Source organism: Thermoanaerobaculia bacterium (assembly GCA_018057705.1).
Taxonomy (GTDB): Bacteria; Acidobacteriota; Thermoanaerobaculia; order Multivoradales; family JAGPDF01; genus JAGPDF01.
Map to the genome: position 1 here is coordinate 1 of JAGPDF010000017.1, position 26,880 is coordinate 26,880.

Consider the following 26,880-nt stretch of genomic DNA (forward strand, 5'->3'; position numbering starts at 1 on the left):
GCCGGGATCCTCGAGGAGCTGTGGGCCGAGTTGCATCGCTTCACCCGCGGGGCGCCCGCGGCCGACGACCAGACGGCGGTGCTCCTGCGGCGCCTGACCTGAACCGGGTGCTGCCTTCGCGCAGAATGGGCTGGCGTGGAATGTCTGCAACGCAGATCGATCGGGGAGACCTCGTGATGCACCGGAAATTCATCGCTTTGGGCGCACTTTCGGGCGGCATCGCCGTCGCCCTCGGAGCCTTCGCCGCGCATGCCCTCAAGGGGCGGCTCGATGCGCAACTGCTCGTCACCTTCGAAACCGGCGCGCGCTACCAGATGTACCACGCGCTCGCCCTGCTCGCCGCGGGCCTCTTCGCCGAACGGGTCCCGAGCCGCCTCGTCGCCGCGAGTGGTGTCCTCTTTCTCGCCGGCACGCTCCTGTTCTCCGGCAGCCTCTACGCACTGGCGCTCACCGGAGTGCGCGGGCTCGGCGCCGTCACGCCGTTGGGCGGCGTGGCGTTCCTCGCCGGCTGGCTCTGCCTCGGCCTCGCGGCCAGTCGGCGCTGAGGAGAACCCTCGTCATGGCGGATCCCGAGGAGTCGGCCTTCCCGGCCTGGCGGCACCGGCTGCACGAGGTCATCTTCGAGGCCGACACCCCGGCGGGGCGCCGGTTCGACGTCGGTCTGCTGTGGGTGATCGTCGCGAGTGTCGCCGTCGTGGTGGCCGAGAGCGTACCCGAGCTGCGGGCCGCCCACGGCGAGCTCTTTCGCGCCGCGGAATGGGGTTTCACCGCCCTCTTCACCCTCGAGTACCTCCTGCGGCTCGTCGCGGTCCGCCGCCCCCTCGCCTGGGCGCGCAGCGCCTTCGGCATCATCGACCTGCTCGCCGTGCTGCCGACCTACCTCGCGCTGGTGCTGCCCGGCGCCCAAACGCTGCTGGTGCTGCGTGCCCTGCGTCTCCTGCGCATCTTCCGGATTCTCAAGCTCGCCGAGTTCCTGCGCGAGGCGGCGATGCTGCGCACGGCGCTCGCCGGCAGCCGGCGCAAGATCCTGGTCTTCCTCGGCACCGTGATGATCCTCGTCCTGATCATCGGCTCCCTGATCTACATGGTCGAAGGGGAGGCGGCCGGCTTCGTCTCGATTCCGCTCTCGATGTACTGGGCGATCGTCACGCTCACCACCGTCGGTTACGGCGATCTCGCCCCGCAGAGCGGCCTCGGCCGGTTCCTCGCCTCGATCGTGATGCTCCTCGGCTACTCGATCCTCGCCGTGCCGACGGGGATCTTCACCAGCGAGCTGCTCGCCGCGCGGCGCGGCAAGGTCTCGACCCAGGCCTGTCCGGCGTGCGGCGTCGACGGCCACGACGCCGACGCCGTGCACTGCAAGTTCTGCGGCTCGCACCTCTGATTCGTTGCCGGGCAGGCGCCGGCGGGCAGAATTGATAGATTCTGCGCCCCATGAGATATCCGGCGAGAATCGAGACTGTTCTGGCGTCGTCCCTGTTCGCTCTGGTCGCGGCGGCTGTCGCCTCCGCGGCCTCTCCGGCCCCGGAGGTGACCCCGGCCTTCTTCACCAGCCACCGCCAGAGCTTCGTCGCCGGGCTGCCGCCGGACGCTATCGCGGTGGTGCGGACGGCGCCCGAGACCTCGGTCGAGACCTCGCCGGACCCTTACCGGCAGAACTCCGACTTCTGGTACTTGACCGGCTTCGGCGAACCCGATGCGGTCGCTGTCCTTCGCCCCTGGGCACCCGCGGGCGAGCGTTACATCCTGTTCGTCGCGCCGCGGGATCCTGTGAAGGAGACCTGGACCGGCTATCGCGCCGGCGTCGAGGGCGCCAGGCAGGAGCTCGGCGCCGAGGCAGCCTTCCCGGTCGAGGAGTTCGCGAAGAGGTTCCCGGAGCTCGCTTCAGGCGCCCGGTCGCTCTACTACCTCGACGGCGGCGACGCCGCCTTTCGCGACCGCCTGCTCGCGGCCTGGAACGCGCCGAACGCCAACGCCACCGCGCCGCGGCCAGCGGCGGAGGCCGGACCGATCGTCCATGAGCTGCGCCTCATCAAGGATGCGACCGAGCTCGCGCTGATGCGCCGGGCCGCCGAGCTCTCGGCCGAGGCCCACGTCGCCGCGATGCGCGAGGTGCGGCCGGGCCGAAGCGAGTACAACCTCAAGGCGGCGATGGTCGCGACCTGCCTGCACGGCGGCGCGGGCCGGATGGCGTACCCGCCCATCGTCGGCTCGGGACGCAACTCGGTGATCCTCCACTACGAGCCCGCGGACAAGCCTCTCGACGACGGCGCCATGATCGTCAACGACACCGGCTGCGAGTACGGGATGTACGCCGCGGACGTGACGCGGAGCTACCCGGTCTCCGGCAGGTTCACCGCCGAGCAGCGCGCGATCTACGAGATCGTGCTCGCGGCGCAGAAGGCGGCGATCGCCGCCGTTCGGCCCGGAATCCCGTACCGCACCATGAACGAGATCACTCTCCAGGTGGTCGTCGACGGCCTGATCCGTCTGGGTCTGCTGACCGGAGATCGCGACGAGCTCATTGCGAGCGGCGCCCATCGCAAGTTCTACCCTCACGGCTCCGGTCACTGGATCGGCCTCAACGTGCACGATCCCGGAAGCTACGGCTTTCCGCCCGGCGTCTCCCGGGAGGAGCGCTACCGCTCGGCGACGACGCCGCTGCGTCCGGGGATGATCTTCACCGTCGAGCCCGGCATCTACATCCCCGAGGGCTCGACCGCGGACCGGCGCTGGTGGAACATCGGCGTGCGCATCGAAGACGAGATCCTGGTCACCGCAACGGGCGGCGAGTGCCTGTCGTGCATGGCGCCCCGCGAGATCGCCGAGATCGAGCGCGCGATCGCTGGCCGAGCTCTTCCGACTCCCTAGCCCGACGCCGGGAGCGGCGAAGCCGCGAAACCGATCGCCGCGTGCCCACCGTAGGCGCTCTCGTCCTGTAGGCTCGTCGGCGATGGTGGCCGGTCTGCGCGCATCGATCCTCCTCGCGGCATCGGCGCTCCTGCTGCTCCCGCCTGCCGTCGTCGCCCAGGCGGTCGCGGCAGGGAGCGTCCCGCGGGCGGGTGCTCCGCTGCCGCCGCCGGGCGAGATGGCGCGCCTCAAGGCCGCGATCGAGGCGGGTGACACGGCGGGTGCGCGGCGGCGGTTGCTGCCGCTCGTCGAGCAGCATCCGGAGTGGGGGCGCGCGACGCTCCTGCTCGCCACGACCTACTTCCGGGAACGCCGCTTCGAGCTCGCGCGTCCGCTGTTCGCGCGCGCCATCGAGCTCGATCCCGAGGAGCCCTTTGGCCGGCTCGCGCTCGGCTGGTGTCATTTCTACCTGGGCGAGCTCGCGGCGGCCGAGGCGGCGATGAGGGCGTTCCTCGAGTTGGCGCCGGAGCACGCCGAGGGCCACTACGCGCTGGGCCTCGTCGAGCTCGAACGCAACGAAGTCGCGGCCGCGCGGCGGAGCCTCGAGCGCAGCGCCGCGCTCGCCGCCGAGAGCGGCGACAGAGTCGTCGAAGAGCGCGCTCGCGCCCGGCTGGGCGATCTCGACCGGCGCCAGAGCGGACCCGCGGGCGTCCATCCCGTCTCTGGCCCTGGCCCCGGCGCCGGGCCCGCGAGCGCGACGGGTCTGCGCTTCACCCTCCTTCCCGACGCCGCGGGAATCGACCTCGTCATGACCTCGGGCCGGATGCCGAGCCGGGAGATCGCCGAGGTGAACGGCGGTGGCGTGGCGCTGTTCGACTACGACAGGGATGGGGACCTCGACATCTTTCTCGCCAACGGCTCGACCCTCGAGGCCACGGAGCTGGGTCCGGGCTCGCGCCTCTACGCGAATCGCGGCAACGGCACCTTCGAAGACGCGACCGCGAAGGCCGGGATCGATCTGCGTCGCTGGGCGACCGGAGTCGCGGTCGGCGACTACGACGGCGACGGCTGGGACGATCTCTACGTCGCCTGTTTCGGCCGCAACGTCCTGCTGCGCAATCAGGCGGACGCGGCTTCCGGCCGGCGGTTCGTCGATGTCACCGCGCAGGCGGGCGTCGGCGACCCGGGCTGGTCGACGAGCGCCGCCTTCGGCGATCTCGACGGTGACGGTGACCTCGATCTCTACGTCGTGAACTACCTCGAGTTCGATCCCCAGCAACCGCCGGCCCGCACCGGCAACGCCTTCAAGGGGGTGCCGGTGATGGCGGGGCCGCGCGGACTGCGTGCTCAGCCCGACACGCTGTACGAAAACCGCGGGGATGGGACCTTCGCGGATTCGAGCGCGGTCGCCGGAGCGCGCGTCGACGGCGGACTCGACTACGGCCTCGTGACCCTCATCCTGGACTTCGATGGCGACGGCCGGCGCGACATCTTCGTCGGCAACGACTCCACCGCCAACCAGCTCTATCGCAATCTCGGATCGCTGCGATTCGAGAACGTCGCGGACCGTGCCGGCATCGCCGTGAGCGACCACGGGGTACCCCAGGCCACGATGGGTTTCGCCGTGACGGACGCCAACGGCGACGGCCGGCCGGATCTCTTCAACACTGCCTTCTCGGACGACACGAACACGCTGCGGATCAACCTCGGTGACGGCCTCTTCGACGACCGTTCGGCGCAGTACGGGCTCGCCGCGGTCAGCCGCCCGTTCCTCTCGTGGGGGTGCGGTTTCTACGACTTCGATCTCGATGGCGACGAGGATCTGTTCGTCGCCAACGGACACGTCTATCCAGAGCTGGACGGACCCGACCTCGGCGCTTCCTGGGCGCAGGAGCCGCTGCTGTTCGAGAGCCGGGGCGGGCGCTTCGAGCGCGCCTCCGCCTCCGCCTCCGGAGCGGGCGAATGGCTGGCGCGCCGGGTCCACGGTCGCGCGGTGGCGTTCGGTGATCTCGACGGCGATGCCGACGTCGACATCGTCATGACGACCCTGAACGGCTCGCCCTGGGTGCTGCGCAACGAGGCGCCACGGGGCAGAGCGCTGGCCGTCGAGCTGCGGGCGCCGGCGCCGAACCGGCACGCGTTCGGCAGCGTCGTGGAGCTCGAGACCCCCTCGGGCGTGGCGCGGCGCTGGATCACCGGCGGTGGCAGCTACCAGTCGGTCGACGAACCCGTGGCCTTCTTCGCGCTTGCCGGCGCGGCGCGCGGGACGCTGCGCGTGCGCTGGCCGGACGGCACCACCACGGTCGTCGAAGGGGTGCACGGCGACCAGCGGCTGGTGGTCGCCAAGCCCCCTCTCTAGCCCCAGTCGGAGAGATCCGCCGTCTCGAAACCGTCGATGAAGACGATGGTCGCGCCGAGCGGTGGGAAGAGCGTGAAGCGAAACAGTGGTGTCACCGCCTCGGCCTGCCCGCCGCCGGTGTCGGCGACGTACCAGCGCCCGAAGAGCTCCCGGCCGGCGAGCGCCGGATCGGCCGGAATCGCCAGGCTCACCGAGCCGTAGCCCTGGCCGGCTCCCACTCCGTCGAGGACGACGATCTCGAAAGCGAAGTCGCCCGACCCGGGGGTGACGAGGCCGGGATCGGTGTCGCTGATCGCCAGCACGGCGGTGGCGCCACCGAGGCCGCCCTGCAGGGCGACGGTGAAACCGGGATTGCCGAGCACCGGCGGTTCGAGGGCCACTGGGCTCGGCACGAGACCGCCCGAACCGGGAAGGCCAACCCCTTCGATCACCGCGGCGCGTCCGGACTCGGAGAAGAGCTTCGGCCGGTCGAAGGGCGGCAGCTCCGGCACGAGGCGGGGATCGGTGAGCGGGCGCTTGAGAAAGGCGGCGAGCGCCGCTTTCTCTGCCGGAACGAGGTTCAGGACACGCACGAACGGGTCCTTGTTATCCGCCTCGAAGTCGCCGCCGCGGTCGTAGAAGTCGACCACCTGCTCGATCGTCGCGAAGCGCCCGTTCTTCATGTAGGGCGCCCGCAGCTCGAGGTTGCGCAGGCTCGGGGTGCGCGTCTTTCCGAGGTCGGTGTCGTCGTTGGTGATCGCGAAGCGGCCGGGATCTTCGGCCGGCGGGCGCACGCCGATGTAGTGGAAGTCGTGGTCGCTCATGATCGCGAGGCGGTGGCAGCGGTCGCAGCTCGCCGACACGAAGACGTCGCGTCCGGCGCTCTCGAGCGGCGTCAGGGCTGCATCGTCGCCACCGATGAAGGCGTCGAACGGCGCCTGATTGGTGAACTGTGTGCGCTCGTAGCTCGCGATCGCCATGGCGACGCGGGGTGCGGTGATGTCCGGCGTGCCGAAGGCCTCTTCGAAGAGCGCGGCGTAGGCGCGGCCGTCGATCCAGTCGAGGAGCGCCGCAGGCGCGCGTGCGGCGAGCGCGAGCGGCGACGCGGCCGCGAGGCGGGCGAGGATCTCCGTCCAGGTCCGGCCGACATGGGCCATCTCGACGTCGCTCACCGGCGGGCCGACGGACTGGCTCTCGAGCGCGCCGCCGGCGGCGAGGACGACCTCGGACGTTACCGGGTCGAGGAACTGTCCGGCCGCGCGGCCGTCCCAGAAGAGGGTCGGAGAGTAGCCGGCGTTGAGCGAGGAGGGCGCGCGTCGCCCGGTCGCCTGTTCGGTGAGACCGAAGTGCAGACTCGGCGAATACAGGCCGTCGGCGCCGCTGCGCGGCACGCCGGGGGATCCCAGAACGTCATCGGCGCCCCCGAAGAGGCCGTCCGGGCCGGGGTGGATCGCGAGCGGGCTCGCGGCCGAGCGCGGGTCGGTGCCTCCTGCCGACGGGATGTGGCAGGTGCCGCAGGCCACGGTGCGCGGCGAGGAGAGCTGCTCGTCCCAGAACAGCGCTTTCCCGAGCCGCACTTTGCTCGGCGTGAGCGGGTTGCCCGGCGGCACCGGAGGTGGAACGAGCTGCGCCTCGACGGCAGAGCTCAGGACGCCGAACGCGGAGGCGACGACGGCGATGGCCGAGATCGAAAGTCTCGCCGTCCGGAGGAGGCGGATCTTCCAGGGCAGAAAGCAGGTCGGAGCGCTGGGCATGACAGGGCAATTCTATCTCGCCCTACCGTGCACCGGCGCCCGGTGCGATAGGCTCGGTCGCCCACTTCGCCGAAAGAGACCCGACATGCCAGCGACCCGTCTCGACGCTCCTTCACCCCTGCCCTTCGCCGGCCGCCAGCGCTTGGCCGCCGCGCTGGCGGGAGCGATCTGCCTGTTCACGCCGCTCGCCGGGCGCGCCGGCGACTGGGTCGAGTTCGTCGAGGCGACAGCGACCCGCCTGGTGGCCGCGAGCGCCGTCGGCGCCAGCGATGTCGAAGAGAAGGACTTCGCCATCGGCGATCTCGACCGCGATTGCCGCACCGATCTCGTCGTGGTGAGGAAGACGCCGTTCAGCAACGCCGGCGGCCGTCGAAACGTCCTGTTCATGAACGAAGGCGGCGTCCTGACGGACCGCAGCGCGACGCTCGCGCCGGCCTTCCTGGACGCCACCGACGATCGTGACGTGCAGCTCGCCGACTTCGACGGCGACGGCTGGTTGGACATCGTCACCGCCGGTACCTTCAGCGAGCCGCCGCGCATCCTGATGAACCAGGGGCGCGACCAGAAGGGCGTCTGGCTGGGTGTCGCGTACGACCCGGGGCGCATTCCGGCCTTCACCCCGCCGCCGAAATTCTGTTCCGTCGCCGTCGGCGACGTGAGCGGTGGGCTGGGACCCGATCTCTATTTCACGGACTACGAGAACGGGCTCGAGGATCGACTTCTGATCAACGATGGCGGCGGCTTCTTCAGCGACGAGACGTCCACTCGTCTCACACCGGCGATGGCGAGCTCGGTTTTCGGCACTTCGTCGCAGATCGCCGACTTCAATCTCGACGGCTCGAACGACATCGTCAAGGTCAACTCGAGCGGCAATGCTCCGCCCCCCGGCACCAGCCCGCACATCTCCATCCTCTACAACGACGGCTTCGGCGCGTTCACCTTCCAGGACGACATCTACGACGTCGCGCCCTACCAGGTCGCCGCGGCCGATTTCACCCAGGACGGGCGCCTCGACCTCCTGGTCGTCGACGACGGCCAGGACCGTTACCTGGTCAACACCGGCAACGACGCCCAGGGTCACGCCGAGTTCACGCAAAGCACGGTCGGCAGCAGTCCCGGCACCGCCTTCTTCGGTGGCAGCAGCCGCTTCGCCGATTTCGACGGCGACGGCATCCTGGACGCCATCGTCGCCGATGTCGATACCGACATCGCCGGCTTCGGCGGCCGGCTGGTGCTGCTGCGCGGGCAGGGGACGCCGCCGAACGTCGCGCTCGTCGATCCGCTGGCTGGCGCCACGCGCAGCTGGACGGCGCAGGGGACCTTCGATGCGGTCGGCATGCACGTCGACCAGGACGGTAACCTCGACCTGGTCGTCGGCGCCTTCGATGGCACCCGGGTGTTCCTCGGCGTCGGCCCCCGCGTCTTCGCCGACGGCTTCGAAGCCGAAACCGCGGGCTGCTGGACCCAGGCCGTCCCCTAGCCGGCAATCAGCTTGCGGTTGACGCCTTAGCCCACACACTTTCGGGGAGCGGCGCACCGAGTGCGTCGGCGGCGCTCTGCGACAGCCTCTCGACGAGCTCCGGGTCGTCGACCAGGCGATCTTCCTCGAACTTGAGCGTCGTAATCCCGGCGCGGGTCAGGAGCTGCGCGTCCACCCGGAGATAGACGCGGTAGAGGTCGAGCTGCGCCTGCTCGGGCGAGACAGAGCGTTCGAAGAAGAGTCGGTTCAGGACGCGGAGATTCAGCGTTCGGGACGCGAGCGACGGCGGCGTGTTCATCGGGGTCTCCTCCTCCGGCAGCGCCAAGGGGCGGAACGGAGCGACCGCGAGTGAAGTCGCCTTGGCTCGCGATGGCGATGGCATGGGCTCTGACGCCGAGGTGCGTGGCGCGACCTCGGGATCGGCGTCTTCGTTCGCCTCCAGGGTAGGTCCGATGGGAGGAACGGCGGCGGGCCGCGCAGGTGCGCCGCGAAGGAAGGCGCCGAACGTCCTGCGTTCGTCATCGTCGATCGTCCCGGCAGAGCGCAGGTATTCCGCCATCGACAGCCGCCGTTCGACGACGAGGTCTGCCGCCAGGAGGTCGCCGAAGGCGCGGTCGCGCGACTCCGGAGTGAGACCGAGCTGCGCGCCGATCTGGGCGACCGAGTGTCTGCCGGAGAGCGAGAACAGCACCGCCCAGGCGCTGCTCGGAAGCCGGAGATTGGCAGGCAGCTCCTCGGGACGCAGAGCGAGCTGGTAGACGGCGCTCGCGAGAATGTGGCCGGGGACGCTCAAGCCGCGCCCCGCTGGTCAGCGGACAGCGCAATGACGAGGAGCGTCGAGGCCCCTCGCCAGCGAATCGGCAGGACGAAGCTCGTCGGCGGAAGTTGCAGCAGGGGCAAGTCGGCCGGACCGAGCGATGCCGGTACGGAGATCTCCCACTCGCCGGCAAAGGCCCGACTGGCATTGCCCGAGAGGATGTTCGACAGCTCCCTGCACATGTCGTTCAGGGTCCGTTCGGAGACTTCCGACTCGCCGTGCGCCTCGAGCAGCCCTGCGAGCATGGCCACCGGAGACGTCAGGTACAGGCAACCCTCGTAGATGCCGCGGATGCGCACCAGACTCGCGTAGTCGAGCAGCGCCGGATCGCCGAACTGCAAGTAGGGCGGATCGACCGTCGGCGGCTCGTCCGGGGCGAGCTTGGCGAAGAAGTCCAACGTGATCTGCTTGAAGAGGTGAAACTGCTCTGCGTCCATGGTCTCTCGCTTCGCGAAGCTCAGACGGGGCGGTGCCGGCGATCGAGCAGCACGGAGTGCTCGAGCAGGAGCGCCGGCAGCGTGTCGTCGAGGCTGTGAGTGGGTGGAGCGTCGGGTCGGACCCGGAGCAGCGGATCGTCGATCGACAATAGGTGGAAGAAGGCATCCCTGCCGGTCCGGGGTCCGGCGAGGGCGTGCCAGGGTCGACCGCGGGCAAGCCAGATCTTGCCTGCGTCCCGCGTCGCCTCCACGGCAATCGAACAGGTCTTGCGGTCGGCGGAGAGGACCTGGAGAAGGCTCGCCAGGGAGACGCCGCGCAGCACCCCTCCCGTATGCGCCGCGAGCAGGTCGTCGACGCGCCGCAGGAGGTAGTGGACGTCCGGCGGCTTCTCCACGATGGCCTCGAAGTGGGGGAGAGGCGGAGAGAATCTCTGGGGTGTCGCGGTGAGGCCGAGAATCGGGGCGCCCGGCGCTGCGAGGCGAAGCTCGGCCACGAAATCGGCCTGCCGGTGAGCGCCGGGGATCGAAGGATCGACCACCAGGAGCGCGGGTCGATGGTCGCGCGCCGCGCCGAGGGCCTCGTTCGCGGTCGCGACAGCCACCACTCGAAACCTGCCGTCGTGGAGTTCGAGGCTCGCTGACAGCATCTCCCTCACCAAGGGTTCCGGTTCGACGAGCAGGATCACGACCCTGACGGTGGACTCCGGCTCGCGCGGGCCCACAGGTGCGCGCTCGATCGGCGCCAAGGTGTCAGCTCCGATCACGGCGCGAGTGCTCCGCGATCAATCGGATGGCGTCGACCACCTCGTCGGCAGTGAACGGCTTGGTGAGGAATCCGCAGGCGCCGCGGCGAACCGCCTCGATCGCGTCACGATGGGAGTTCAGAGCCGAGATGACGAGGATCGTCGCCGTGGGCTCGAGGTCGCGAATTGCGGCAATGGCACCCAGGCCGTCGAGTCGCGGCATCGTCAGGTCCATCGTCACGAGCTCGGGCCGATGTTCACGGAAGAGGGCAAGCGCCTCGGCGCCGTCCTCGGCGAAGAGGACCTGCCCGATATCCTCGCTCTCGAGGCTGCGGGCGATCGCGTTGCGCATCACCAGGGAATCGTCGACGACGAGGAGCCTCATCGCGCGCCGGCCTCGACGAGCGTGGGGAGGAGGATCTGGAAGGCGCAGAAGTGCCCGTATTCCGAGTGCACGGAGATCGAGCCGCCGGCCTCGGCGACCCGGTTCCGAACGAGGTCGAGACCCACGCCTCTGCCGGCGTGGACGGTGGTTTGCTCCGCGGTCGAGAATCCCGGAAGAAAGAGGAGCTCTGCGAGCTCGGCCGGCGAGGGGTCCGGCAGGCTGCCGGACTCCGCTCGCCGCCGCAGGCGATCCCAGTCGATACCGCGGCCATCGTCCTGGAAGATCCACTCGGCCCAGCCCTCGTCGTGCTCGCGAACCGCGAGCTGCAGTGTCGCGACCGGGGGCTTGCCGTGGCGAACCCGCTCCTCCGCCGGCTCGACGCCGTGGATCATGGCGTTGCGGGCGAGTTGCACGAGCACATCCCGCATGAGTCCGGTCCAGCGCGCGGGAAGGTCGGTCTCGCGAGCTCTCGACACGAAGCGCGCCGGGCGATCGAGCTCGGCAGCGAGCTCTCCCACCAGGCGGGCGATGCCGGACAACAGACCGACTTCGGCGGTGGCGCGAGTTGGCTCGCCGGCCGAACCGGAGAGCGTCCGGAAGTGAGACATCACCTCACGAGTCTCGACCAACAGGGCTCCCAGCAGGTCGATTCGATTCTCCGCCGCAATGAGCGCCTCCTGGTCGGCGGTCCCGCGGCGAATCGAGTCGAGGGCGTCCTCGAGGGCGTGGAGCTCGCGTTGCGCCGGTGAGAATCGAGCCAGCCCGGCCTCCCCTTTGAGCGCGTGCACCTCGCGAAAGGCGGCGTCGACCTCGCTCGGGATCGGAGCCTGAAGCCGCCAGGTCTCGATGCCGCGCCCCAGGGCCTCGCGCATGCGCGCCATGCGCTCGACGAGCCCGGCGAGCGCCTCCGGCGCCACCTCCACGAGCGAGAGTGCCAGGCCGAGCCGGCGTTCCGATCGCTCGCGCTCGGTCGTGACGGCGCGCGCCAGCTCCTCCGCCCGGGTCACGTCTTCCACTCGAACCAGGATTGTCGGCGCGATGTCGGTCTGCTTGCCGCGGGTGAAGCGAAAGGCCAGGACTCGCGGCTCGCCGGTGGTCGGGAGGCGGGCTTCGACGCGCGCCAGCGGGTTGATCCGGGCCACCAGAGACTCGATCACGTTTGGGTCGAAAAGCGTCGTGAGGAACCCCTGGGCGAGCTCGCACCGTTCAGCCTCGAGAAAGTCGCCGAGCAGGTCGGCGAACCTGCGGCCGGCGATTCGCTGCGTGCCGAAGATCGACTCGACGGAGCGCGAGTACTCACCCAGCACGATCTGGTCACGGCCCACGAGGAGCAATCCGTCGCGGATCGTGTCCAGGATCTGGCTCATCTGCGCGTTGCGCAGGATCGTCAGCTTCGAGTCGGCGACGAGTAGGGTCTCGAAATCGACCAGTCGCGCCCCGAGCCCGAATGGCGAGGGTCCCTCGAAGGTCACCACCAGCGGCTCGTACACCAGATCCGGGTGGCGATCGAGCCCGAACCGCACGGCCTCCTCGATGCCGATCGGCGCCGGGAGCAGAAGGGCTCCGCCTCTCTCTTCGAAGCGCTCCATCATGAGGCGAATCGGGCGTGGCAGGTAGAGATCGCGGCCACAGTACCGGCCGATCGTCTCGAGGAAATAGCGCCGCGAGACCGCCGAGCGCACGATTCCCTGTTCGGTCAGCAGGACTCCGGGCAGCTCCGGGCGATCATGAAAGAGCTCGGCGAGTCCCTTGCCCCGGGAATCGAGATCCAGGGCAGCCTCGAATCCCGGCAGGTCGCCGATCGACGAGGACGGTGAGATGGATCGGAGTGAGCGTTGCGTCACGGGGTGTCCTGGAGGTCGCGAGAGAGGCGGCCGGCGAGAGGCAATCTACTGTCCGGGAGCAAAGACCGCGTGTCGAGAGTGTGACGGAGCCCGACCAGCAACCGGCCGCGAGTGCCCGTCGGGCGTTGCGGCGCGCGAGATTGCCGAGATCGAGAGCGCGAGCGCCGCCAGGGGAACCCCCACGGACGCCCCGGTCCAGGCCCAGCGCCCGCCTTTGGCTCGGCTGGCGGCTCCCTTGCCCCACCGTTTGTGGCAGCATGGAGACCTTCCGACGCGAGGTTCCCGATGCCCTTCACCGCCTCCGACTGCCAGCGCGCCCGACTCGAGTTTCCCGCCCTCGCCCGACGCCAGGGCGAGCTCCCGATCGCCTACCTCGACGGACCGGCGGGGTCGCAGGTGCCGACGCCGGTCATCGACGCCATCGCCGGCTACTATCGTGAGTCGAACGCCAACACCCACGGGCAGTTCGCGACTTCGCAGCGCTCCGACGAGCTGGTGCACCTCGTGCGCGAGAAGGCGGCCTCCTTCCTCGGTGCCGCGGACTGGCGGACGATCTCCTTCGGCGCCAACATGACGACGCTCACCTTCGCGCTCGCCCATGCCGTGGCGCGAGCCTGTTCGCCCGGCGACGAGATCGTCATCACCCAGCTCGATCACGAGGCCAATCGCGGCCCCTGGCTGGGGCTCGCCGAACGCGGTCTGGTGATCCGCGAAATTGCGCTGCGGCCCGACGGCACGCTCGATGCCGAGAGCCTCGCCGCCGAGATCGGACCGCGCACGCGACTGGTCGCGATGGGGCTCGCCTCGAACGCCCTCGGCACGGTCAACGACGTGGCGCTGGCCCGCGAGCTGACGCGCGCCGTGGGCGCCTGGCTGCTCCTCGACGCGGTGCACTACGCCCCCCATTTCGCGGTCGACGTTGCCGCTCTCGATGCCGATTTCCTGCTCTGTTCGGCCTACAAGTTCTACGGTCCCCACATCGGCCTGCTCTACAGCCGGCCGGGTCTCCTCGACACTCTGGCGACCGACCGCCTGCGCACCCAGGACCCTGCGGGTCCGTTCCGGATCGAGACCGGAACGTTGCATCACGCGGCGCTCGTCGGCGTCGGAGCGGCGATCGATTTTCTGGCGTCCTGGGGCCGTGGTGACGATCTGCGCCAGCAGCTGGTCGACGCCATGAGCGGCATCGGGGAGTGGGAAGGGGCCCTCGCCCGGCGCTACTGGAGCGCGGTCCGGGCGATCCCGGGAGTCACCGTGCACGGTCCGGACTTCGGCGCTTTTCGCCGCGCGCCGACGGTCTCGATCACGCTCGGTGGCGCGACGGCCGAGGCCGTGGCGCGCCGGCTCGCCGAGCGGGCGATCCAGGTGTGGGACGGTGATTTCTACGCCGTGCGCGCTGTCGAAGTGCTCGGTCTTGCCGCCGTCGGCGGTCTCCTGCGCACCGGTTTTCTGCTCTACAACACCCCGGAAGAGGTCGACCGCCTGCTGACCGGCCTGGCCGAGGTCGCGGCGACAGCCTAGGCGGTCTTGCGCCGCCCCGGCACCATGTAGGGAACCTCCGCCTGAAAGCGGCGAAAGCTCTCGCCGTGGCGGCGCAGGTAGCGGCGCTCCTTGAGCCGCGGGCCGACGACGCAGTAGGTCGTCCACAGGAGAGCGAGCGCCATCCGGTCGGGTGTCCAGACCGGGCCGGTCCAGAGGGTCAGGGCGAAGCCGAGATAGACCGGCTGCCGCGTCCACCGGTAGAGACCGCCGGTGGGAAACGAACCGTAGACCGGCTTCTCGCCCCGCCACACTGCCGTCCAACCCAGCGAACCGGTCTGCAGCGGGAACCCGGCATCGTAGAGGGCCTTCAACAGGAAGATCCAGCTCGCCGCGTAGAGGCCGTTGCTCACGAGGGCTGCCGCGCCGTGCGGTTCCCACCAGACGATGCCGGAGGGCGACCAGAGGAGGAACGTCAGGGCGATCTGGACCGCGGCGATGGCGGCGAAGGTCGTGGTCGAAAGCGCCCCACCGAGCCCGCCCGGGGCGAGGCGAGCAAGGAGCGCCCCACCGCGCCGGCCGAGGAGGAAGGAGTGCAGGATCGGGAACTGGAAGATCAGCAGGGCGTTCGCCAGCCAGGCGGCGGCGCCGTGCGCAGTGCCGATGGAGAACCGCATGCCCTGATGGAGATTCAGTACCATCGCGCCGACGCCGGCCACGAAGATGCCGTGGGCGGCGAGGCCGTAGAGCGCGGCGATGAGCCGCCGCCGTCCCGGAGTCATCACTCCTCCCACGTGCCCTCGGCCCGCACCAGGATGTCGACCGTCTTGGCCGCGCGGGCAACGAGGAAGCTCGGGTCGTGAAGACCCCATTCGACATAGGGAATCGGGAACGCGAGCTCACCGCGCACCTTGCCATCGGCACTCTCGACCGTGGTCGAGATCGTCATCGGGTGGTCCGCGCCGTGCAGGCTCATGACCCCCACGATGCGCAGCTCGCTCTTGCCCGGGTCGGCGACCACTCCCTCGACACGGCGCGCCCGGAAGACGATCGTGGGGAAGCGGGCCGTCTCGAGCACCTCGGCGTGCATCGTCTCGTCGCGGTCCTCGTTCCCGGTCGCGGCACGGGTCGCATCCACGATGATCTCGCCGGAGGCCTCGCCGGACTCGGTATCGAACCGGATCGTGCCCGAAGTCAGCACCATCGTCCCATGCACCTCGTGAAAGGTCGTGCCGAGCGTGAAAGTGACGGCGCTCGCGGCCGGGTCGAGCCGGACGGCGCGTTCCGCCGCCAGGGCCGGCAGCGCGACCGCCGCGCAGAGGATCAGGGTCAGCAGGTTGAGCAGGCGATGCATGGCAGGAGCTCCTGTCGGCGATGCCGAAATGGCGAATCGTCACCGGTCGGATCCGCATGCCGGTTCGATGCCATCGTGCCACCGCCGTATGACAGCCCCATGAACGGGGAGAAACCGGCGCCCGTCCCCCTGCCTTGCGGTCGCGCCCTCAGTTCACCGGTTCGAAACGGCCCTGGAAGAAACGCAGGGTGGGGGGCTCGTGGACGAACCTCAAGCCGCCGATCGAGTCGCGGCGCTGGTAGAGGCGGACGATGCCGTCGGCCACCGCGCGCAGGTGGTCGTCGGAGTAGACCCGGCGCGGCAGCGTCAGCCGCACCAGCTCCAGGGCCGGTCGGTAGTTCGCACCCGTCTTCGGGTCGCGGCCCTTGGAGACGTTGCCGCGCTCCATCGCCCGCACGCCGGTCTCGACGTAGATCTCGCCCGCCAGCCGCTGCGCCGGGTAGAGGTCCTGGTCGACGTGGGGCAGGAAGCGCTTGACGTCGAGGAAGACCGCGTGGGTCCCCGTCGGCTCGACCACCGGCACGCCTCCCGCCTTGAGCCAGCCGGCCAGGCGCGCCGTCTGCTCGACGCGCGAGCGGATGTAGCGGTCGTCGACCATCTCTTCGATTCCCCGCGCCATCGCCGCGAGGTCGCCCGCCGGAAGTCCACCGTCGCGCACCCCGCCTTCGTAGATCCTGAGCTTCGCCTCGGCGCTCCGCGCCCAGGCGGCGTTGTCCTTGAAGGCCAGCAATCCGCCGATGTTGATCAGGTAGTCCTTCTTGCCGGAGACGGTGCAACCGTCGCCGTAGAGCATCATCTCGCGCAGGATGTCGCGCACCCGGGTGTTGTGAAAGCGCGCGTCGTGCTTCTGAATGAGGTAGGCGTTCTCCACCGCCCGCGTGGCATCGAACATCACCGGGATGCCGTGGGCGCTGCAGTAGGCGTAGACCGCTCGCAGATTGTCCATCGACACCGGCTGGCCGCCGGCGAGGTTCACGGAGTGCTCGAAAGAGATGTAGGCGACCGCGGCGGCGCCGTGCTCGGCGACCACCGCCTCGAGCTTGGCGAGGTCGATGTCGCCCTTCCAGGGGTAGTCGCTCTGCGGGTCGTGGGCCTGGTCGACGATGACGTCGACGAAGCGGCCGCCGGCGAGCTCTTGATGCACTTTGGTGGTGGTGAAGTACATGTTCCCGGGAACGATCTGGCCGGGCCGGATCATCACCTCGGAGAGGATCTGCTCGGCCGCCCGCCCCTGATGGGTGGGGAGCGCGTAGGCGTAGCCGTAGGTCTCGCGCACCGCGGCGACGAAGCGGTGGTAGGCCTCGCTGGTCGCCGGGGTCGGAATCGCGGCGTCGTAGGCCGCCCACTGTGTCGTGCTCATCGCCGAGGTGCCGGAGTCGGTGAGCAGGTCGATCGCGACGTCGGCCGAGCGCAGGAGGAAGGTGTTCCAGCCCGCCTCGCGGATCGCCCGCTCGCGCTGCCCGCGATCGGTGCGGGCGATCGGTTCGAGCGTGTGAATGAGATAGGGCGCGCATTCGAACTCGAAAGGCTCGAGATCGGCGAAGACCGAGCGGAAGCTCAACTGGTCGTGCCACTGCGCCCCGTCGGCGGTACCGGTCTCGACCTCGAGTGGCGAGATGCGGTCGCGCTGCCGGAAGAGATGGATCAGCGCATCGGCCACCTGATCGAGCTGCTCGTTGGTCATCGCCAGGCGCGGGATCTGCAACGGCAGCAACTGGTCGCGGCCCACCAGCCCCTGGGCGAGGGCGCGCACGCCGGAAGTCTGGTAGAGGGCACAGGCGAGCGCATGCTGGGGATGCGGGCCGCCCGCCGGCAGGAAGGAGTCGGCGCGCACATAGGCGCCGTCGCAGCCGCGTTCGCAGGGGATTCCGGCCGTTTGCAACCGGGCGGTGAAGCGCTCGGTCTGGTGCATCGCCCACTGCACTTCGGACTCGTCGGTCATCTCGGCGAGGCCGCGGGCGAGCACCTCCATCGTCCGCCCGGCCATGCCGCCGTAGGTGTGCAGCCCTTCGTAGACGACGACTTCGTTGAGGAAGAGCTCGAGGTCGGCCGGGTTGTCGGTGGCGAGGAATCCGCCGGTATTGCCGTGCGGATCCTGGGCGCCGTCCATCAGCACGATGTGGGCGGTCTTGGCGATCAGCTTGGTGAGGTCGGCCACCGAGCGATCGGCCATACCGGATTCGTGACGCTGGATGTACCAGGCGTTCTCGATCACCCGCGAGAGGTCGAGCACCAGGCGCAGCCCGTGGCGGTCGGCAAGGGCGCGCACGGCTTTCAGGTTGGCCAGACTGAACGGATGCTGGCCGTCGGCGAAGCACTGCGCGCCGAGGAAGGCCGGCCGGGACTTGGCGATCACCTGCTCGAGCCGGGCGAGATCGAAACTGCCGGTGAAGACCGGCTCGGCGTGGTCGCGCGCGTCGTGGATCTCGATGCCGCGCGGGGCGTGCAGGTCGACCCGGCCGCGCGCGTTGCTCGCCAACACCGAGCCGGGAGGACAGAGCGTCTTGACCAGGAGCTTCACCGCGCCGAGCGTATTGTGAGTGGGGCAGACGTAGGTGTGGCCGAGCACGCGGTTGATCGTGCGCTCGAGGGTCTCGAAGTTGCGCGCGCCGGCGTACGCCTCGTCGCCGACGAGCTGGCCGGCGAGCTGCTCCTGCGACATCGCGCCCGTTCCGTAAGAGACCATGTCGAAGGTGATCTGCGAGGGCGTCAGCTCGAAGACGTTGAAGCGCGCCGCCGCAAGATTGCGCTTGCGTTCGTCGGGCGCGGGGAAGGCGATCGGGCGAACGGTCTTGATCTTGTGCGGCTCGTGGGTGGGCACGGGAATGGGCATGGTGGTCTCCTCTGGCTTGTGAAAAGTTTAGAGCGGCGGGTTCGCCCTCCTGAATGGAGTTCGTTAGGCGATTTGGCCGAAATGGCGCGTAAAGAGAGGTAGAATGCATTTATGAGTTACGAATCAACAAAGCAGCTCGACGCCACTGGTTGGCGACTGCTGCGCGAGCTGCAACAGGACGGGCGCGTGAGCTTCGCCGAGCTCGCCCGGCGCGTCGGACTCTCGACGCCGGCGGTGGCCGAGCGCGTGCGCAATCTCGAGGCAGCGGGGATCGTCCGCGGCTACCGCGCCGAGATCGATCTCGCCAAGGTCGGACTGCCGATCCTGGCGGTGGTGCGCATGAGCGTGATGGGGGACGTACTCGGCCGCATCACCACCATGGCCCGCGAGCTGCCCGAAGTGCTGGAGTGCCACCGCACCACCGGCGCCGATTCGTTCATCATGAAAGTCGCGGTCTCGTCGGTCGAGCATCTCGAGAAGCTGATCGACCGGCTCACGCCCTTCGGATCGACCTCCACGTCGATCGTGCTCTCTTCGCCGGTCGCCGGTCGGATCCTCGAGGCGCCTTCGCCACGCGGCCTGGCAGAGAGCGGGTCGCCCTCGCGACCCGCAAGATCCGGCTAGACCGTCCCTGAAGGGGCGGCGCGCGCCTCTGCCGGGAGAGCGGCAGGCGGAGAGCCGGGCCGGGCCGCGGACCGGCTCTCCTTCCCCTCGCTACAATAGGGCCAGCCATGCTGCGCAGCCCACGAGGATTGCGGTGACGACGCCCCCGGACCGCCCCGGCTCGCCCCACGAACCGACCGACATCGGCGAGTTCCTGCGCGACGGCCCCGCGGCAGGTCCCGGGACGCCGTCCGGACCGCAGCCGCCCCTGCCGCAACGCATCGGCCGCTACCGGATCCTCGAGCTCCTCGGACAGGGGGGGATGGGAACGGTCTACCTCGCCGAGCAGACGGAGCCGATCCGCCGCCAGGTGGCGATCAAGCTGATCCGTTCCTCACGCTTGGACGCGCAGTTCACCCACCGCTTCGAGGCCGAGCGCCAGGCGCTCGCCCGGATGAGTCATCCGTGCATCGCCCAGGTCTACGAGGCCGGAGACACCGAGGACGGTCAGCCGTTCTTCGCCATGGAGCACGTGCCGGGAGAGCCGATCACCGACTACTGCGATCGCGAGCGGCTGTCGATCGACGCGCGGCTCGATCTCTTCGTCGCCATCTGTCGCGGCATCCACCACGCCCACCAGAAGGGAGTGCTGCATCGCGACATCAAGCCGGCGAACATCCTGGTCGCGACCGAGCAGGGTCGCCCGGTGCCGAAGATCATCGACTTCGGAGTCGCCAAAGTGCTCGATGGCGAGGCGTCCGATTCGCCGGCGACGGTCTTCGGCGTGGTCATCGGAACACCGTCCTATTTGAGTCCCGAGGCGATCGCCGCCTCGACGGCGGCGGATAGCGCCGATCCGGACACGCGCTCCGACGTCTATGCACTGGGAGTGCTGCTGTTCGAGCTCCTGGTCGGCGAGCGTCCGTTCGGAAGGTCGGGGGAGAGCCTCCTGCAGATCCTGCGGCAGGTGACCGAGGGCGAAGTGCCGACGCCCTCCGCGCGCTGGCGCGCTCTCGCTTCGCGCGAGTGCGAGTCGCGCGCCGCCCTGCGGGCGACGAGCCCGGCGGGAGCGTTGCGGGCGCTGCGCGGCGACCTCGACGGGATCACTCTCAAGGCGACCGCCCGCCAGCGCGAGATGCGCTACGACTCGGCTGCCGAACTGGCGAACGACATCGAACGGCATCGCCGTTTCGAGCCGGTCCTCGCCGGGCGGCCAGGACGTCTCTACATCCTCGGGAAGTTCGCGCGGCGTTATCGCGCCGCCGTCGTCGCGACCGGCGTCGTGATTCTGGCGCTCGCGGCCGGCGTCGCGGCGCGCACCCTCGAGGCCCAGCGCGCCAACCGCGAGGCGGCGGCGGCTCGCCAGGCGCAGGCCGAAGCCGCGGAGGTCGTCGAGTTCCTGGTCGACCTCTTCGAGGTGAACGATCCCGGAACGGCGCGCGGCAGCACGATCACCGCGCGCGAGCTGCTCGACCGCGGCGCCGGAGAGCTGCGTTCGCGGCTCGACGGCCAGCCGCTGCCGCGCGCCCGCCTGTTCGACACCATCGGGCGTGTCTACCAGCAGCTCGAGCTGCACGAGCCGGCGGAGGCGTCGATCACCGAGGCCCTGGTCCTGCGCGAGCAGAGCCTGGGTCCGGTGCACCCCGAGGTCGGCACCAGCCTCGTCCATCTGGGCGACCTGCAGTGGGTGCGCGGCGACTATCCCGCGGCCGAAGCGACGCTCCGGCGCGCGCTCGCGATTCGCGAGCAGGCGTTCGGAGACGACGACCCGGCGGTCGCGGACGTGCTCGACAACCTCGGCTCGGTGCTGGAGATCCAGGCCCGCTACCCGGAAGCCGAGGCGATGCATCGCCGGGCGCTCGCGATCCGCGCGCGTGAGCTCGGGCCGGACGCGCTGCCGGTCGCCTCGAGCCTCGACGACCTCGCCGTCTCGCATCTCGATCGCGGCGACGGCGCGACGGCGGAGCCGCTCTTCCGCCGGGCGCTCGCCATCCGCGAGTCCCACCTCGGGCCCGACGACCCCCAGGTCGCGACGACCGCCAACGGCCTGGCGATCGCGCTCTTCCAGTTGCGGCAGTTCGAGGACAGCGCTGCGATGCATGGCCGTGCGCTCGCCATCCGCGAGAAGGTGCTCGGCCCCGAGAGCTCGGCGGTCGCCCAGTCGCTCAACAATCTCTCCAGCGTCCAGATCGAGCTCGGCCGGTTCGCCGAAGCCGAGGCCGCGCTCCTGCGGGCGGCGGCGATCTGGCAGAAGAACCTTGGCCCGGACCATCCGCGCATCGGGATCGTGCAGCTCGGCCTCGCCGATCTCTACCTGCGGCGGAGCGAGGCGACCCGCGCGGAGCCACTCCTGCGGAGCACCGTCACCCTGTTCGAGCGCACCCTGGATGCAGGGCACCCGCGACTCGCCGTGGCGCTCCATGCGCTCGCCCGCTGCCTGTTCGCTCTCGGCCGGGCCGAGGAGGGCCGCCCGGTCTGCGCCCGCGCCCTCGCCCTCCGCGAAAAGGCGCTCGGCCCCGACGACCCGATGACCGTCGAGACTCGAAACCTCTGCGCCGCAGAGACGCGGTAACCGTCGCCGGTCTACCCGATGCGCGACGTCGAACGCTGCTCTTCGCTGGCCGCCGATTCCCAGGCTTCCCCTTCGCGCAGGTGAACGACAGCTGCCGTACTTCCGCAGTCGCGCAGGCGGCGTTCGAAGGAGTCGACGGTCTGCGCGGTGCGCAGCAGGGGTGAGCGCGGGGCGATGCCGAGGTGGATGGGAATGATCGTCGCCGCACCGAGGTCGGCTGCGGCCGCGACCGCGCCGTGTTCGCCCATGGTCATCGGCAGGCGGAAGGTCGCCACTGGCATGAGCGCGACGTCGATGCGGAACTTCCGCCCGATCTCGGACATGAAAGGGCGATGGTAGGTGTCGCCCGCGAAGTAGGCGCAGACTCCTTCGAGCTGAACGACGAAGCCGATGGTGCGGGCGAGGTGGAGCGCCGGGACTGCGGTCACGACGGCGGCTCCGACCTCATGGCTTTGCCAGGGGCGCATCGGCTGGTAGTTGCGCGCCCCATTGAGCCACCGCGTCGCGAGGGAGCCGGGAGGTCCGAGAACCGGGATCGCGCCATCGAGGCTGCGCAGGAAGCTGCGGTCGGTGTGATCCCAGTGCCGGTGGGAGAGGAGCACAGCATCGATCTCGCGCATCTCGTCGCGGCGGAACGCCGGCGGATGCAGCCTCGCATAGGCGAGGTTGCCGGAGGTGCCGAACCAGGGGTCGGTGAGCAATCGAGAGCGCGCCCCTTCGACCACCACCGTACTGTGGCCGACCATCGTCACTCGCACGGTCCGGTCTCCAGACCGCGCAGGAGCCGCCCCTTGGCGCGCGCCGCCAGGAGGACGAAGGCGAGCGCCGCTCCCAGAGCGACGCCGCTCGAGAGATCGAGGACGTCGCTCCAGGCGCCGTCCGTCCAACGCCGGAGCAGGAAGTTCAGGAAGAAGAACAGGAGCAGCCAGAGAAGTCCGAGGCGGGTCAGCCCGCGGGGATCGAGTTGGGCGAAGGGCATCTTCATCGGTGTTCTCCAGCGGGCATCAATCGGTCAGGAAGTACCAGGTCATCAGCACGAGCTTGATGACCGCGAAGGTGGCGACGACGGCCAGCAGGTCCCAGCTCCAGAGATCATCGACGTAGAAACGGTAGGCGAACAGGCCGAGCGCGACGAAAGCGCCGAACACGCCTGCAGCGCTGGTCGAGCGGCGCCGGTGGGTCAGGAAGCGTTCGTCGATCTGCCAACCCAGCAGCGGGATCCTCATCGTTCGGTCTCCAGGGTGAAGATGTCGTCGGTAGCGCAGCCGAAGAGGCGCGCGAACTGCAGGGCGAGTGGCAGGCTGGGTACGTAGCGGTTGCACTCGATCGAGTTGATGCTCTGACGCGAGACGCCGACCGCATCGGCGAGCTGCTGCTGGGTCCAGCCACGCGCCAGCCGCAGCTCTCGGACCCGGTTGTGAATGGTGGGAATCATGTCAAGTCAGCTTTCCATGGCGATTATCGGCTGCGGTTTCGCCCGTGTCAAGTCGGCTTTCCATGGGCCGTGGTTGGCGCTCGGCCCCACGGACCTGCCGACCATCGCGAGGCGTCCGACCGGGGGCGTCACGGCGGAGAAGCCGCGACCGCTGCCGCGCGGTCAGAGACCGTAGCGGCGCGCGAGCAGGATCGACAGCGTGACGAGCATGATCAGGACGAGCGGCGTGCCCACGCGGAGGAAATCCCGGAAGGTATAGCGGGCGGCGTTCATGACCAGAAGGTTGGTCTGGTAGGCCATGGGGGTCGCGTAGCTCAGATTCGCGCCGAAGAGGATCGCGAGGACGAACGGCTCCAGTGGGCTGCCCAGCTGCTGCGCCGTCGCAATGGCTATCGGCGTTCCGACGGCAGCAGCGGCGCTGTTGGAGACGAAGTTGGTGAGCAGCGCCGCGAACGCCATGAAGACCGCGATCTGACCTGCGGGCGGAACGAGCTCGACGACCATCGTGAGACCCCGTGCGACCCATGCGGCGGCTCCGGTCTCGACCAGGGCACTGCCGAGCGCGATGCTCGAGGCGACGAGCAGCACGACGGAGGGGCTGATCGCCCGGCCGAGCCCCTCGAACTTCAGGCAGCGGGTGAGAAGCATCGCCACCACGCCGAGCAGGGCCGCGATGTGAATCGGCAGCCAGCCGGTTGCCGCTGCGAGGATGACGGCGGCCATGATGGCGAGCGCCCACAGAGCTTTGGGTGAGCGCGGGAGAGTGGTGCTGTTGTCGAGCAGGAGGAGCCCTGGGGCCGTGCGGAGACCGGCGATCCGCGCTTCCGACCCCTGCACCAGCAGCACATCCCCGGTCGAAAGAGGAATGTCGGCAATGGCGCGCCCATCCTCCAGCAACCCTTCAGTGCCTTGCCGGAAGCCGACGACGATGACGTGATGCGCCTCGGCAAAGCGCGTCTGGCGCAGGGTCTGGCCGATGAGCGATGAATCCTGGCCGATCACCACCTCGGCGAGCATGGAGTCCTCGTGCCCGCTGCCGGTGTCGACGAAGCGACCGAAACCCGCGCGGTCGAAGAGCTCGACCTGGAAGGTCGACGCCAGGTCGTGCAGTCCCTTGGGGCTGTCGTTCAGGAGGACGACATCGCCGGGCACGAGCTCCAGGGTGGGCTCCGGCGGCAGGATCTGCCCGTCGCGGAGAACTCCGGTCGCGGGGATCTCCCGCCCCATGGTCTTCGAGAGGTCGGCGATCGCGCGCCCTGCCAAGCGCGGGTTGTCGCCTGCGACCGGAACGCTGGCGCCGTAGAGACGCGGCGTGCCGGGATCCCGCACAGTGGTGTCGGGCAGCAATCTCGGCGCGATGAGCCAGAGATACGGCAGGGCCACGGCGAAGGCGAGCAGCGCGATCGAGCTGAAGTCGAAGATACCCATCGGTTGCATCCCGAGGTCGGCCGCGATGGACAGAATCAGCAGGTTCGTCGAAGTGCCGATGCCGGTCAGCATGCCGCCGGCGAGGATGCTGAAGTTCACCGGCATCAGGGCCTTCGAGGCCGGGTATCCGACCCGGTCGGAGAGGCCGAGCAACATCGGCAGCATCAGCACCAAGACCGGCGTGTCGTTGACGAAGCCGCTGGCGAGCCCGGCGAGCACGAGCGTCAAGAGCAGGCCGAGCGCGAGATTCCACTTCCAGATGCGCGCCAACCAGCGCACCGCAGGCTCCATCGCCCCGGTCAGGGTCAGGCCGCGACCGAGGATCATCAGGGCACAGATCGCCACGAGAGCCGGATGGCCGAAGGCGTGGAGAATCTCCGCGTCGGTCAGATCTCCCGACTCGCTGACGAAAGGAAACCGGTTGAAGATCACCAGCAACGCGACGAGGAGGCCCAGTGAGACGAGCTCCATGCGGAGCTGGGGCCGGGTGTAGAGATAGAAGACGGCGAGGGTCACCGCGAGCACGGCGATGGCGTGTGGATCGGGCATCGGCGGGGGCGTCGCCCGGACTCTGACGCGAATGCCGCGCCGCCGCAAGACGGACGTCGGCACAGGTCGGTCGGTGATGGGGGGCCGCCGAGCCAGTCGCGGTCGGCGATTGCTATTCTTCCGCCATGGAACTCGCCCAAGTCGACCGCAGTATTCTGGTGGTGATCGACCTGCAGGGGAAGCTGGTCGAGAAGGTCCACCGCTCTCCGCTCGTCCTGGCGGCGACCCACCGCCTGCTCGAGCTCGCGCAGCTGTTCTCCGTGCCGGTGGTGCTCACCGAACAGTATCCGCGCGGGCTCGGCCCGACCCACCCCGAGATCTTCGCCCGCTTCGAGGCGCTGACGGTGCCCAAATGGCGGTTCGAGAAGGGCGCCTTCGGCTGCTTCGGCGAACCCGGCTTCCAGGAGTCGCTGGCCGAGGTGCGCCCCGGCCTCGCTCCGGCCGACCGCCAGCTCGTGGTCGCCGGCATCGAGGCGCACGTCTGCGTGATGCAGACCGTGCTCGAGGCGCGGCGATTGGGGCAGTCGGTACACCTTTGCTGGGAAGCCGTCTCGGGTCGCGGCGCCGAGCATCGCCAGGCCGCGCTCGAGCGCATGCGCCAGGCCGGCGCGGAGGTGAGCAACCTCGAGTCGGTGGCTTTCGAATGGGCGCGCCACAAGGACCACGCCCAGTTCAAGGCGATGTCGGCCATCTTCAAGCAGGGGCAGATCGGCGGCGACGACTGATTCCAGCCAGCAGGATCAGGTTCACGCGCCGACGCAGGCGCGAAGCCTTGCGCCGGGCGCCCCCCTAGGCGGGGCGGACGAGCCTTCCGATGCGCCCGGACCGCCCGTCCGGGCGGGCTCCCCACCTGGGCGCGGTGCGACACTGGAGGACGGAGTTCGGCTCCGCCCGCACAGTCGCGGTGCCCGGGAGGCGTTCTCCTTTCCAGGAGGAAACACCCCATGAAGCTGCGCACCACGTTGCTCGCTCTCCTGCCCCTTGGCTTCGCCGCCCTCGCGGCGATCGCCGGGGCGCAACCGGCCGATGAACCGATTCGACCGATCCAGCCGGCCGAAGTCACCCGGCCCGCGGTCGTCGAGCTGGGCAAGAAGCTCTTCTTCGACCCGCGGCTCTCGAAGTCGGGCTTCATCTCCTGCAACTCCTGCCACAACCTGAGCCTGGGCGGCTCCGACAACCTGCAGACTTCGATCGGCCACAACTGGCAGCGCGGACCGATCAACTCGCCGACGGTGCTGAACTCGAGCATGAGCCTGGCGCAGTTCTGGGACGGGCGGGCGAAGGACCTCCAGGAGCAGGCCGGCGGACCGATCGCCAATCCCGGCGAGATGGCCTTCACGCACCGTCTCGCCCTCGATGTCATCGTCTCGATCCCGCAGTATCGCGAGGAGTTCGCGCGCGCCTTCGGCGCCGGGCCGATCGTGATCGATCGCGTGACCGAGGCGATCGCCGCTTTCGAGGAGACCCTGGTGACGCCCAACTCGCGCTTCGACCGCTGGCTCATGGGCGATGCGGGCGCGCTCACCGCGCCGGAGCTCGCCGGCTACACGCTCTTCAAGGACAGCGGGTGCGTCGCCTGTCACAACGGGCCGGCGGCGGGTGGCACCTCGTTCCAGAAGATGGGCGTGGTGGAGCCCTACGTGACCGCCAATCCGGCGGAGGGGAGGATCGGCGTGACGCACGAAGCGATCGATCGGTTCCGCTTCAAGGTGCCGACGCTGCGCAACGTCGAGCTCACCTATCCCTACTTCCACGACGGCGAGGCCGAGACGCTCGCCGAAGCGATCGACGTGATGGGTCGGCTCCAGCTCGGCAACACCTTCACGCCGGAAGAGACCGCCCAGATCGTCGCCTTCTTGAAGACGCTGACCGGCGACCAGCCGCGCTTCGAGATGCCGCTGCTGCCGCCCTCGACCCCGGAGACGCCGCGCCCGGTGCCGTTCGGATAGCCGGCGCATCGCCTCTGCCGGCCGAGGCAC

At 69.5% G+C, this 26,880-nt stretch carries 24 protein-coding genes; 10 read left to right on the forward strand and 14 right to left on the reverse strand.

Translation table 11 applies throughout. The features are described from left to right. Positions 1-176: 176 nt before the first annotated feature. From KBI44_07660 to KBI44_07675, 4 genes are all read left to right on the forward strand, one after another. On the forward strand, positions 177-545 hold the full coding sequence (locus KBI44_07660) for a DUF423 domain-containing protein (GenBank protein ID MBP9144342.1): 369 nt from the start codon (positions 177-179) through the stop codon (positions 543-545). Between the two features lie 14 nt (positions 546-559). Then, positions 560-1,384, forward strand: a complete 825-nt coding sequence (locus KBI44_07665; protein ID MBP9144343.1) for an ion transporter — start codon at positions 560-562, stop codon at positions 1,382-1,384. Between the two features lie 50 nt (positions 1,385-1,434). Next, the gene (locus tag KBI44_07670) at positions 1,435-2,871 is read left to right on the forward strand and encodes an aminopeptidase P N-terminal domain-containing protein (protein MBP9144344.1); all 1,437 of its coding nucleotides are present in this window, start codon (positions 1,435-1,437) and stop codon (positions 2,869-2,871) included. Positions 2,872-2,953: 82 nt separating this feature from the next. Then, positions 2,954-5,209 carry a VCBS repeat-containing protein gene (locus KBI44_07675; protein MBP9144345.1) on the forward strand — a complete coding sequence of 752 codons (2,256 nt, stop codon included), beginning with the start codon at positions 2,954-2,956 and terminating at the stop codon, positions 5,207-5,209. Here KBI44_07675 and KBI44_07680 read toward each other — a convergent pair. Then, the gene (locus KBI44_07680; GenBank protein MBP9144346.1) at positions 5,206-6,942 is read right to left on the reverse strand and encodes a hypothetical protein; all 1,737 of its coding nucleotides are present in this window, start codon (positions 6,940-6,942) and stop codon (positions 5,206-5,208) included. The genes KBI44_07675 and KBI44_07680 overlap by 4 nt on opposite strands. 85 nt (positions 6,943-7,027) lie before the next feature. Between KBI44_07680 and KBI44_07685 the strand changes: the two genes are divergently transcribed. After that, the gene (locus tag KBI44_07685; GenBank protein MBP9144347.1) at positions 7,028-8,422 is read left to right on the forward strand and encodes a VCBS repeat-containing protein; all 1,395 of its coding nucleotides are present in this window, start codon (positions 7,028-7,030) and stop codon (positions 8,420-8,422) included. 7 nt (positions 8,423-8,429) lie between these two features. On the opposite strand, the gene KBI44_07690 is transcribed toward KBI44_07685, so the two are convergent. From KBI44_07690 to KBI44_07710, 5 genes are read right to left on the reverse strand one after another with little or no spacing between them, the layout of a single operon-like run. Then, positions 8,430-9,215 (reverse strand): hypothetical protein, encoded by a 786-nt coding sequence (locus tag KBI44_07690; protein MBP9144348.1) that lies wholly within the window; start codon positions 9,213-9,215, stop codon positions 8,430-8,432. Then, on the reverse strand, positions 9,212-9,676 hold the full coding sequence (locus KBI44_07695) for a hypothetical protein (protein MBP9144349.1): 465 nt from the start codon (positions 9,674-9,676) through the stop codon (positions 9,212-9,214). Before KBI44_07695 ends, KBI44_07690 begins: the two co-directional genes overlap by 4 nt. 20 nt (positions 9,677-9,696) lie before the next feature. Beyond that, positions 9,697-10,440 carry a DUF4388 domain-containing protein gene (locus KBI44_07700; protein ID MBP9144350.1) on the reverse strand — a complete coding sequence of 248 codons (744 nt, stop codon included), beginning with the start codon at positions 10,438-10,440 and terminating at the stop codon, positions 9,697-9,699. Then, positions 10,427-10,804 (reverse strand): response regulator, encoded by a 378-nt coding sequence (locus tag KBI44_07705; GenBank protein ID MBP9144351.1) that lies wholly within the window; start codon positions 10,802-10,804, stop codon positions 10,427-10,429. The genes KBI44_07700 and KBI44_07705 overlap by 14 nt, the downstream gene beginning before the upstream one ends. After that, on the reverse strand, positions 10,801-12,648 hold the full coding sequence (locus tag KBI44_07710; protein MBP9144352.1) for an Hpt domain-containing protein: 1,848 nt from the start codon (positions 12,646-12,648) through the stop codon (positions 10,801-10,803). Before KBI44_07710 ends, KBI44_07705 begins: the two co-directional genes overlap by 4 nt. Positions 12,649-12,933: 285 nt before the next feature. Between KBI44_07710 and KBI44_07715 the strand changes: the two genes are divergently transcribed. Further along, the gene (locus KBI44_07715) at positions 12,934-14,169 is read left to right on the forward strand and encodes a cysteine desulfurase-like protein (GenBank protein MBP9144353.1); all 1,236 of its coding nucleotides are present in this window, start codon (positions 12,934-12,936) and stop codon (positions 14,167-14,169) included. On the opposite strand, the gene KBI44_07720 is transcribed toward KBI44_07715, so the two are convergent. The 3 genes from KBI44_07720 to KBI44_07730 form a co-directional block, all read right to left on the reverse strand. Continuing rightward, positions 14,166-14,909, reverse strand: a complete 744-nt coding sequence (locus tag KBI44_07720) for an isoprenylcysteine carboxylmethyltransferase family protein (GenBank protein MBP9144354.1) — start codon at positions 14,907-14,909, stop codon at positions 14,166-14,168. The genes KBI44_07715 and KBI44_07720 overlap by 4 nt on opposite strands. Next, positions 14,909-15,481 carry a YceI family protein gene (locus KBI44_07725; GenBank protein MBP9144355.1) on the reverse strand — a complete coding sequence of 191 codons (573 nt, stop codon included), beginning with the start codon at positions 15,479-15,481 and terminating at the stop codon, positions 14,909-14,911. The genes KBI44_07720 and KBI44_07725 overlap by 1 nt, the downstream gene beginning before the upstream one ends. A 148-nt stretch (positions 15,482-15,629) precedes the next feature. After that, on the reverse strand, positions 15,630-18,314 hold the full coding sequence (locus KBI44_07730; protein ID MBP9144356.1) for a tryptophanase: 2,685 nt from the start codon (positions 18,312-18,314) through the stop codon (positions 15,630-15,632). 111 nt (positions 18,315-18,425) lie between these two features. On the opposite strand from KBI44_07730, the gene KBI44_07735 reads away from it, so the two are divergent. Further along, complete coding sequence (locus tag KBI44_07735) at positions 18,426-18,938, forward strand: Lrp/AsnC family transcriptional regulator (protein MBP9144357.1); 513 nt, start codon at positions 18,426-18,428, stop codon at positions 18,936-18,938. 133 nt (positions 18,939-19,071) lie between these two features. Next, positions 19,072-21,489 (forward strand): serine/threonine protein kinase, encoded by a 2,418-nt coding sequence (locus KBI44_07740; protein MBP9144358.1) that lies wholly within the window; start codon positions 19,072-19,074, stop codon positions 21,487-21,489. Between the two features lie 11 nt (positions 21,490-21,500). On the opposite strand, the gene KBI44_07745 is transcribed toward KBI44_07740, so the two are convergent. From KBI44_07745 to KBI44_07765, 5 genes are all read right to left on the reverse strand, one after another. Beyond that, entirely contained in the window at positions 21,501-22,247 is a 747-nt protein-coding gene (locus KBI44_07745) for an MBL fold metallo-hydrolase (GenBank protein MBP9144359.1), read from the reverse strand. Next, positions 22,238-22,474: a hypothetical protein gene (locus KBI44_07750; GenBank protein ID MBP9144360.1), complete on the reverse strand. Its 237-nt coding sequence runs from the start codon at positions 22,472-22,474 to the stop codon at positions 22,238-22,240. Before KBI44_07750 ends, KBI44_07745 begins: the two co-directional genes overlap by 10 nt. Positions 22,475-22,493: 19 nt before the next feature. Further along, entirely contained in the window at positions 22,494-22,715 is a 222-nt protein-coding gene (locus KBI44_07755) for a hypothetical protein (GenBank protein MBP9144361.1), read from the reverse strand. Then, positions 22,712-22,912, reverse strand: coding sequence for a helix-turn-helix transcriptional regulator (locus tag KBI44_07760; GenBank protein MBP9144362.1), 201 nt, complete (start codon positions 22,910-22,912; stop codon positions 22,712-22,714). The genes KBI44_07755 and KBI44_07760 overlap by 4 nt, the downstream gene beginning before the upstream one ends. A gap of 174 nt (positions 22,913-23,086) precedes the next feature. Continuing rightward, positions 23,087-24,901 (reverse strand): SLC13 family permease, encoded by a 1,815-nt coding sequence (locus KBI44_07765; protein ID MBP9144363.1) that lies wholly within the window; start codon positions 24,899-24,901, stop codon positions 23,087-23,089. Between the two features lie 125 nt (positions 24,902-25,026). Between KBI44_07765 and KBI44_07770 the strand changes: the two genes are divergently transcribed. Both KBI44_07770 and KBI44_07775 read left to right on the forward strand, forming a co-directional pair. Continuing rightward, positions 25,027-25,626, forward strand: a complete 600-nt coding sequence (locus tag KBI44_07770; protein MBP9144364.1) for an isochorismatase family protein — start codon at positions 25,027-25,029, stop codon at positions 25,624-25,626. 219 nt (positions 25,627-25,845) lie between these two features. After that, a complete protein-coding gene (locus KBI44_07775; GenBank protein ID MBP9144365.1) occupies positions 25,846-26,850 on the forward strand; it encodes a cytochrome-c peroxidase in 1,005 nt (334 codons plus the stop codon). Positions 26,851-26,880: the final 30 nt, after the last annotated feature.

Excerpts from the sequence above, each read along its gene's own strand:
- KBI44_07660 (MBP9144342.1), top strand. The coding sequence starts at position 177 with ATGCACCGGAAATTCATCGCTTTGGGCGCACTTTCGGGCGGCATCGCC.
- KBI44_07665 (MBP9144343.1), top strand. The coding sequence starts at position 560 with ATGGCGGATCCCGAGGAGTCGGCCTTCCCGGCCTGGCGGCACCGGCTG.
- KBI44_07670 (MBP9144344.1), top strand. The coding sequence starts at position 1,435 with ATGAGATATCCGGCGAGAATCGAGACTGTTCTGGCGTCGTCCCTGTTC.
- KBI44_07675 (MBP9144345.1), top strand. The coding sequence starts at position 2,954 with ATGGTGGCCGGTCTGCGCGCATCGATCCTCCTCGCGGCATCGGCGCTC.
- KBI44_07680 (MBP9144346.1), bottom strand. The coding sequence starts at position 6,942 with ATGCCCAGCGCTCCGACCTGCTTTCTGCCCTGGAAGATCCGCCTCCTC.
- KBI44_07685 (MBP9144347.1), top strand. The coding sequence starts at position 7,028 with ATGCCAGCGACCCGTCTCGACGCTCCTTCACCCCTGCCCTTCGCCGGC.
- KBI44_07695 (MBP9144349.1), bottom strand. The coding sequence starts at position 9,676 with ATGGACGCAGAGCAGTTTCACCTCTTCAAGCAGATCACGTTGGACTTC.
- KBI44_07705 (MBP9144351.1), bottom strand. The coding sequence starts at position 10,804 with ATGAGGCTCCTCGTCGTCGACGATTCCCTGGTGATGCGCAACGCGATC.
- KBI44_07715 (MBP9144353.1), top strand. The coding sequence starts at position 12,934 with ATGCCCTTCACCGCCTCCGACTGCCAGCGCGCCCGACTCGAGTTTCCC.
- KBI44_07720 (MBP9144354.1), bottom strand. The coding sequence starts at position 14,909 with ATGACTCCGGGACGGCGGCGGCTCATCGCCGCGCTCTACGGCCTCGCC.
- KBI44_07725 (MBP9144355.1), bottom strand. The coding sequence starts at position 15,481 with ATGCATCGCCTGCTCAACCTGCTGACCCTGATCCTCTGCGCGGCGGTC.
- KBI44_07730 (MBP9144356.1), bottom strand. The coding sequence starts at position 18,314 with ATGCCCATTCCCGTGCCCACCCACGAGCCGCACAAGATCAAGACCGTT.
- KBI44_07735 (MBP9144357.1), top strand. The coding sequence starts at position 18,426 with ATGAGTTACGAATCAACAAAGCAGCTCGACGCCACTGGTTGGCGACTG.
- KBI44_07750 (MBP9144360.1), bottom strand. The coding sequence starts at position 22,474 with ATGAAGATGCCCTTCGCCCAACTCGATCCCCGCGGGCTGACCCGCCTC.
- KBI44_07755 (MBP9144361.1), bottom strand. The coding sequence starts at position 22,715 with ATGAGGATCCCGCTGCTGGGTTGGCAGATCGACGAACGCTTCCTGACC.
- KBI44_07765 (MBP9144363.1), bottom strand. The coding sequence starts at position 24,901 with ATGCCCGATCCACACGCCATCGCCGTGCTCGCGGTGACCCTCGCCGTC.
- KBI44_07770 (MBP9144364.1), top strand. The coding sequence starts at position 25,027 with ATGGAACTCGCCCAAGTCGACCGCAGTATTCTGGTGGTGATCGACCTG.
- KBI44_07775 (MBP9144365.1), top strand. The coding sequence starts at position 25,846 with ATGAAGCTGCGCACCACGTTGCTCGCTCTCCTGCCCCTTGGCTTCGCC.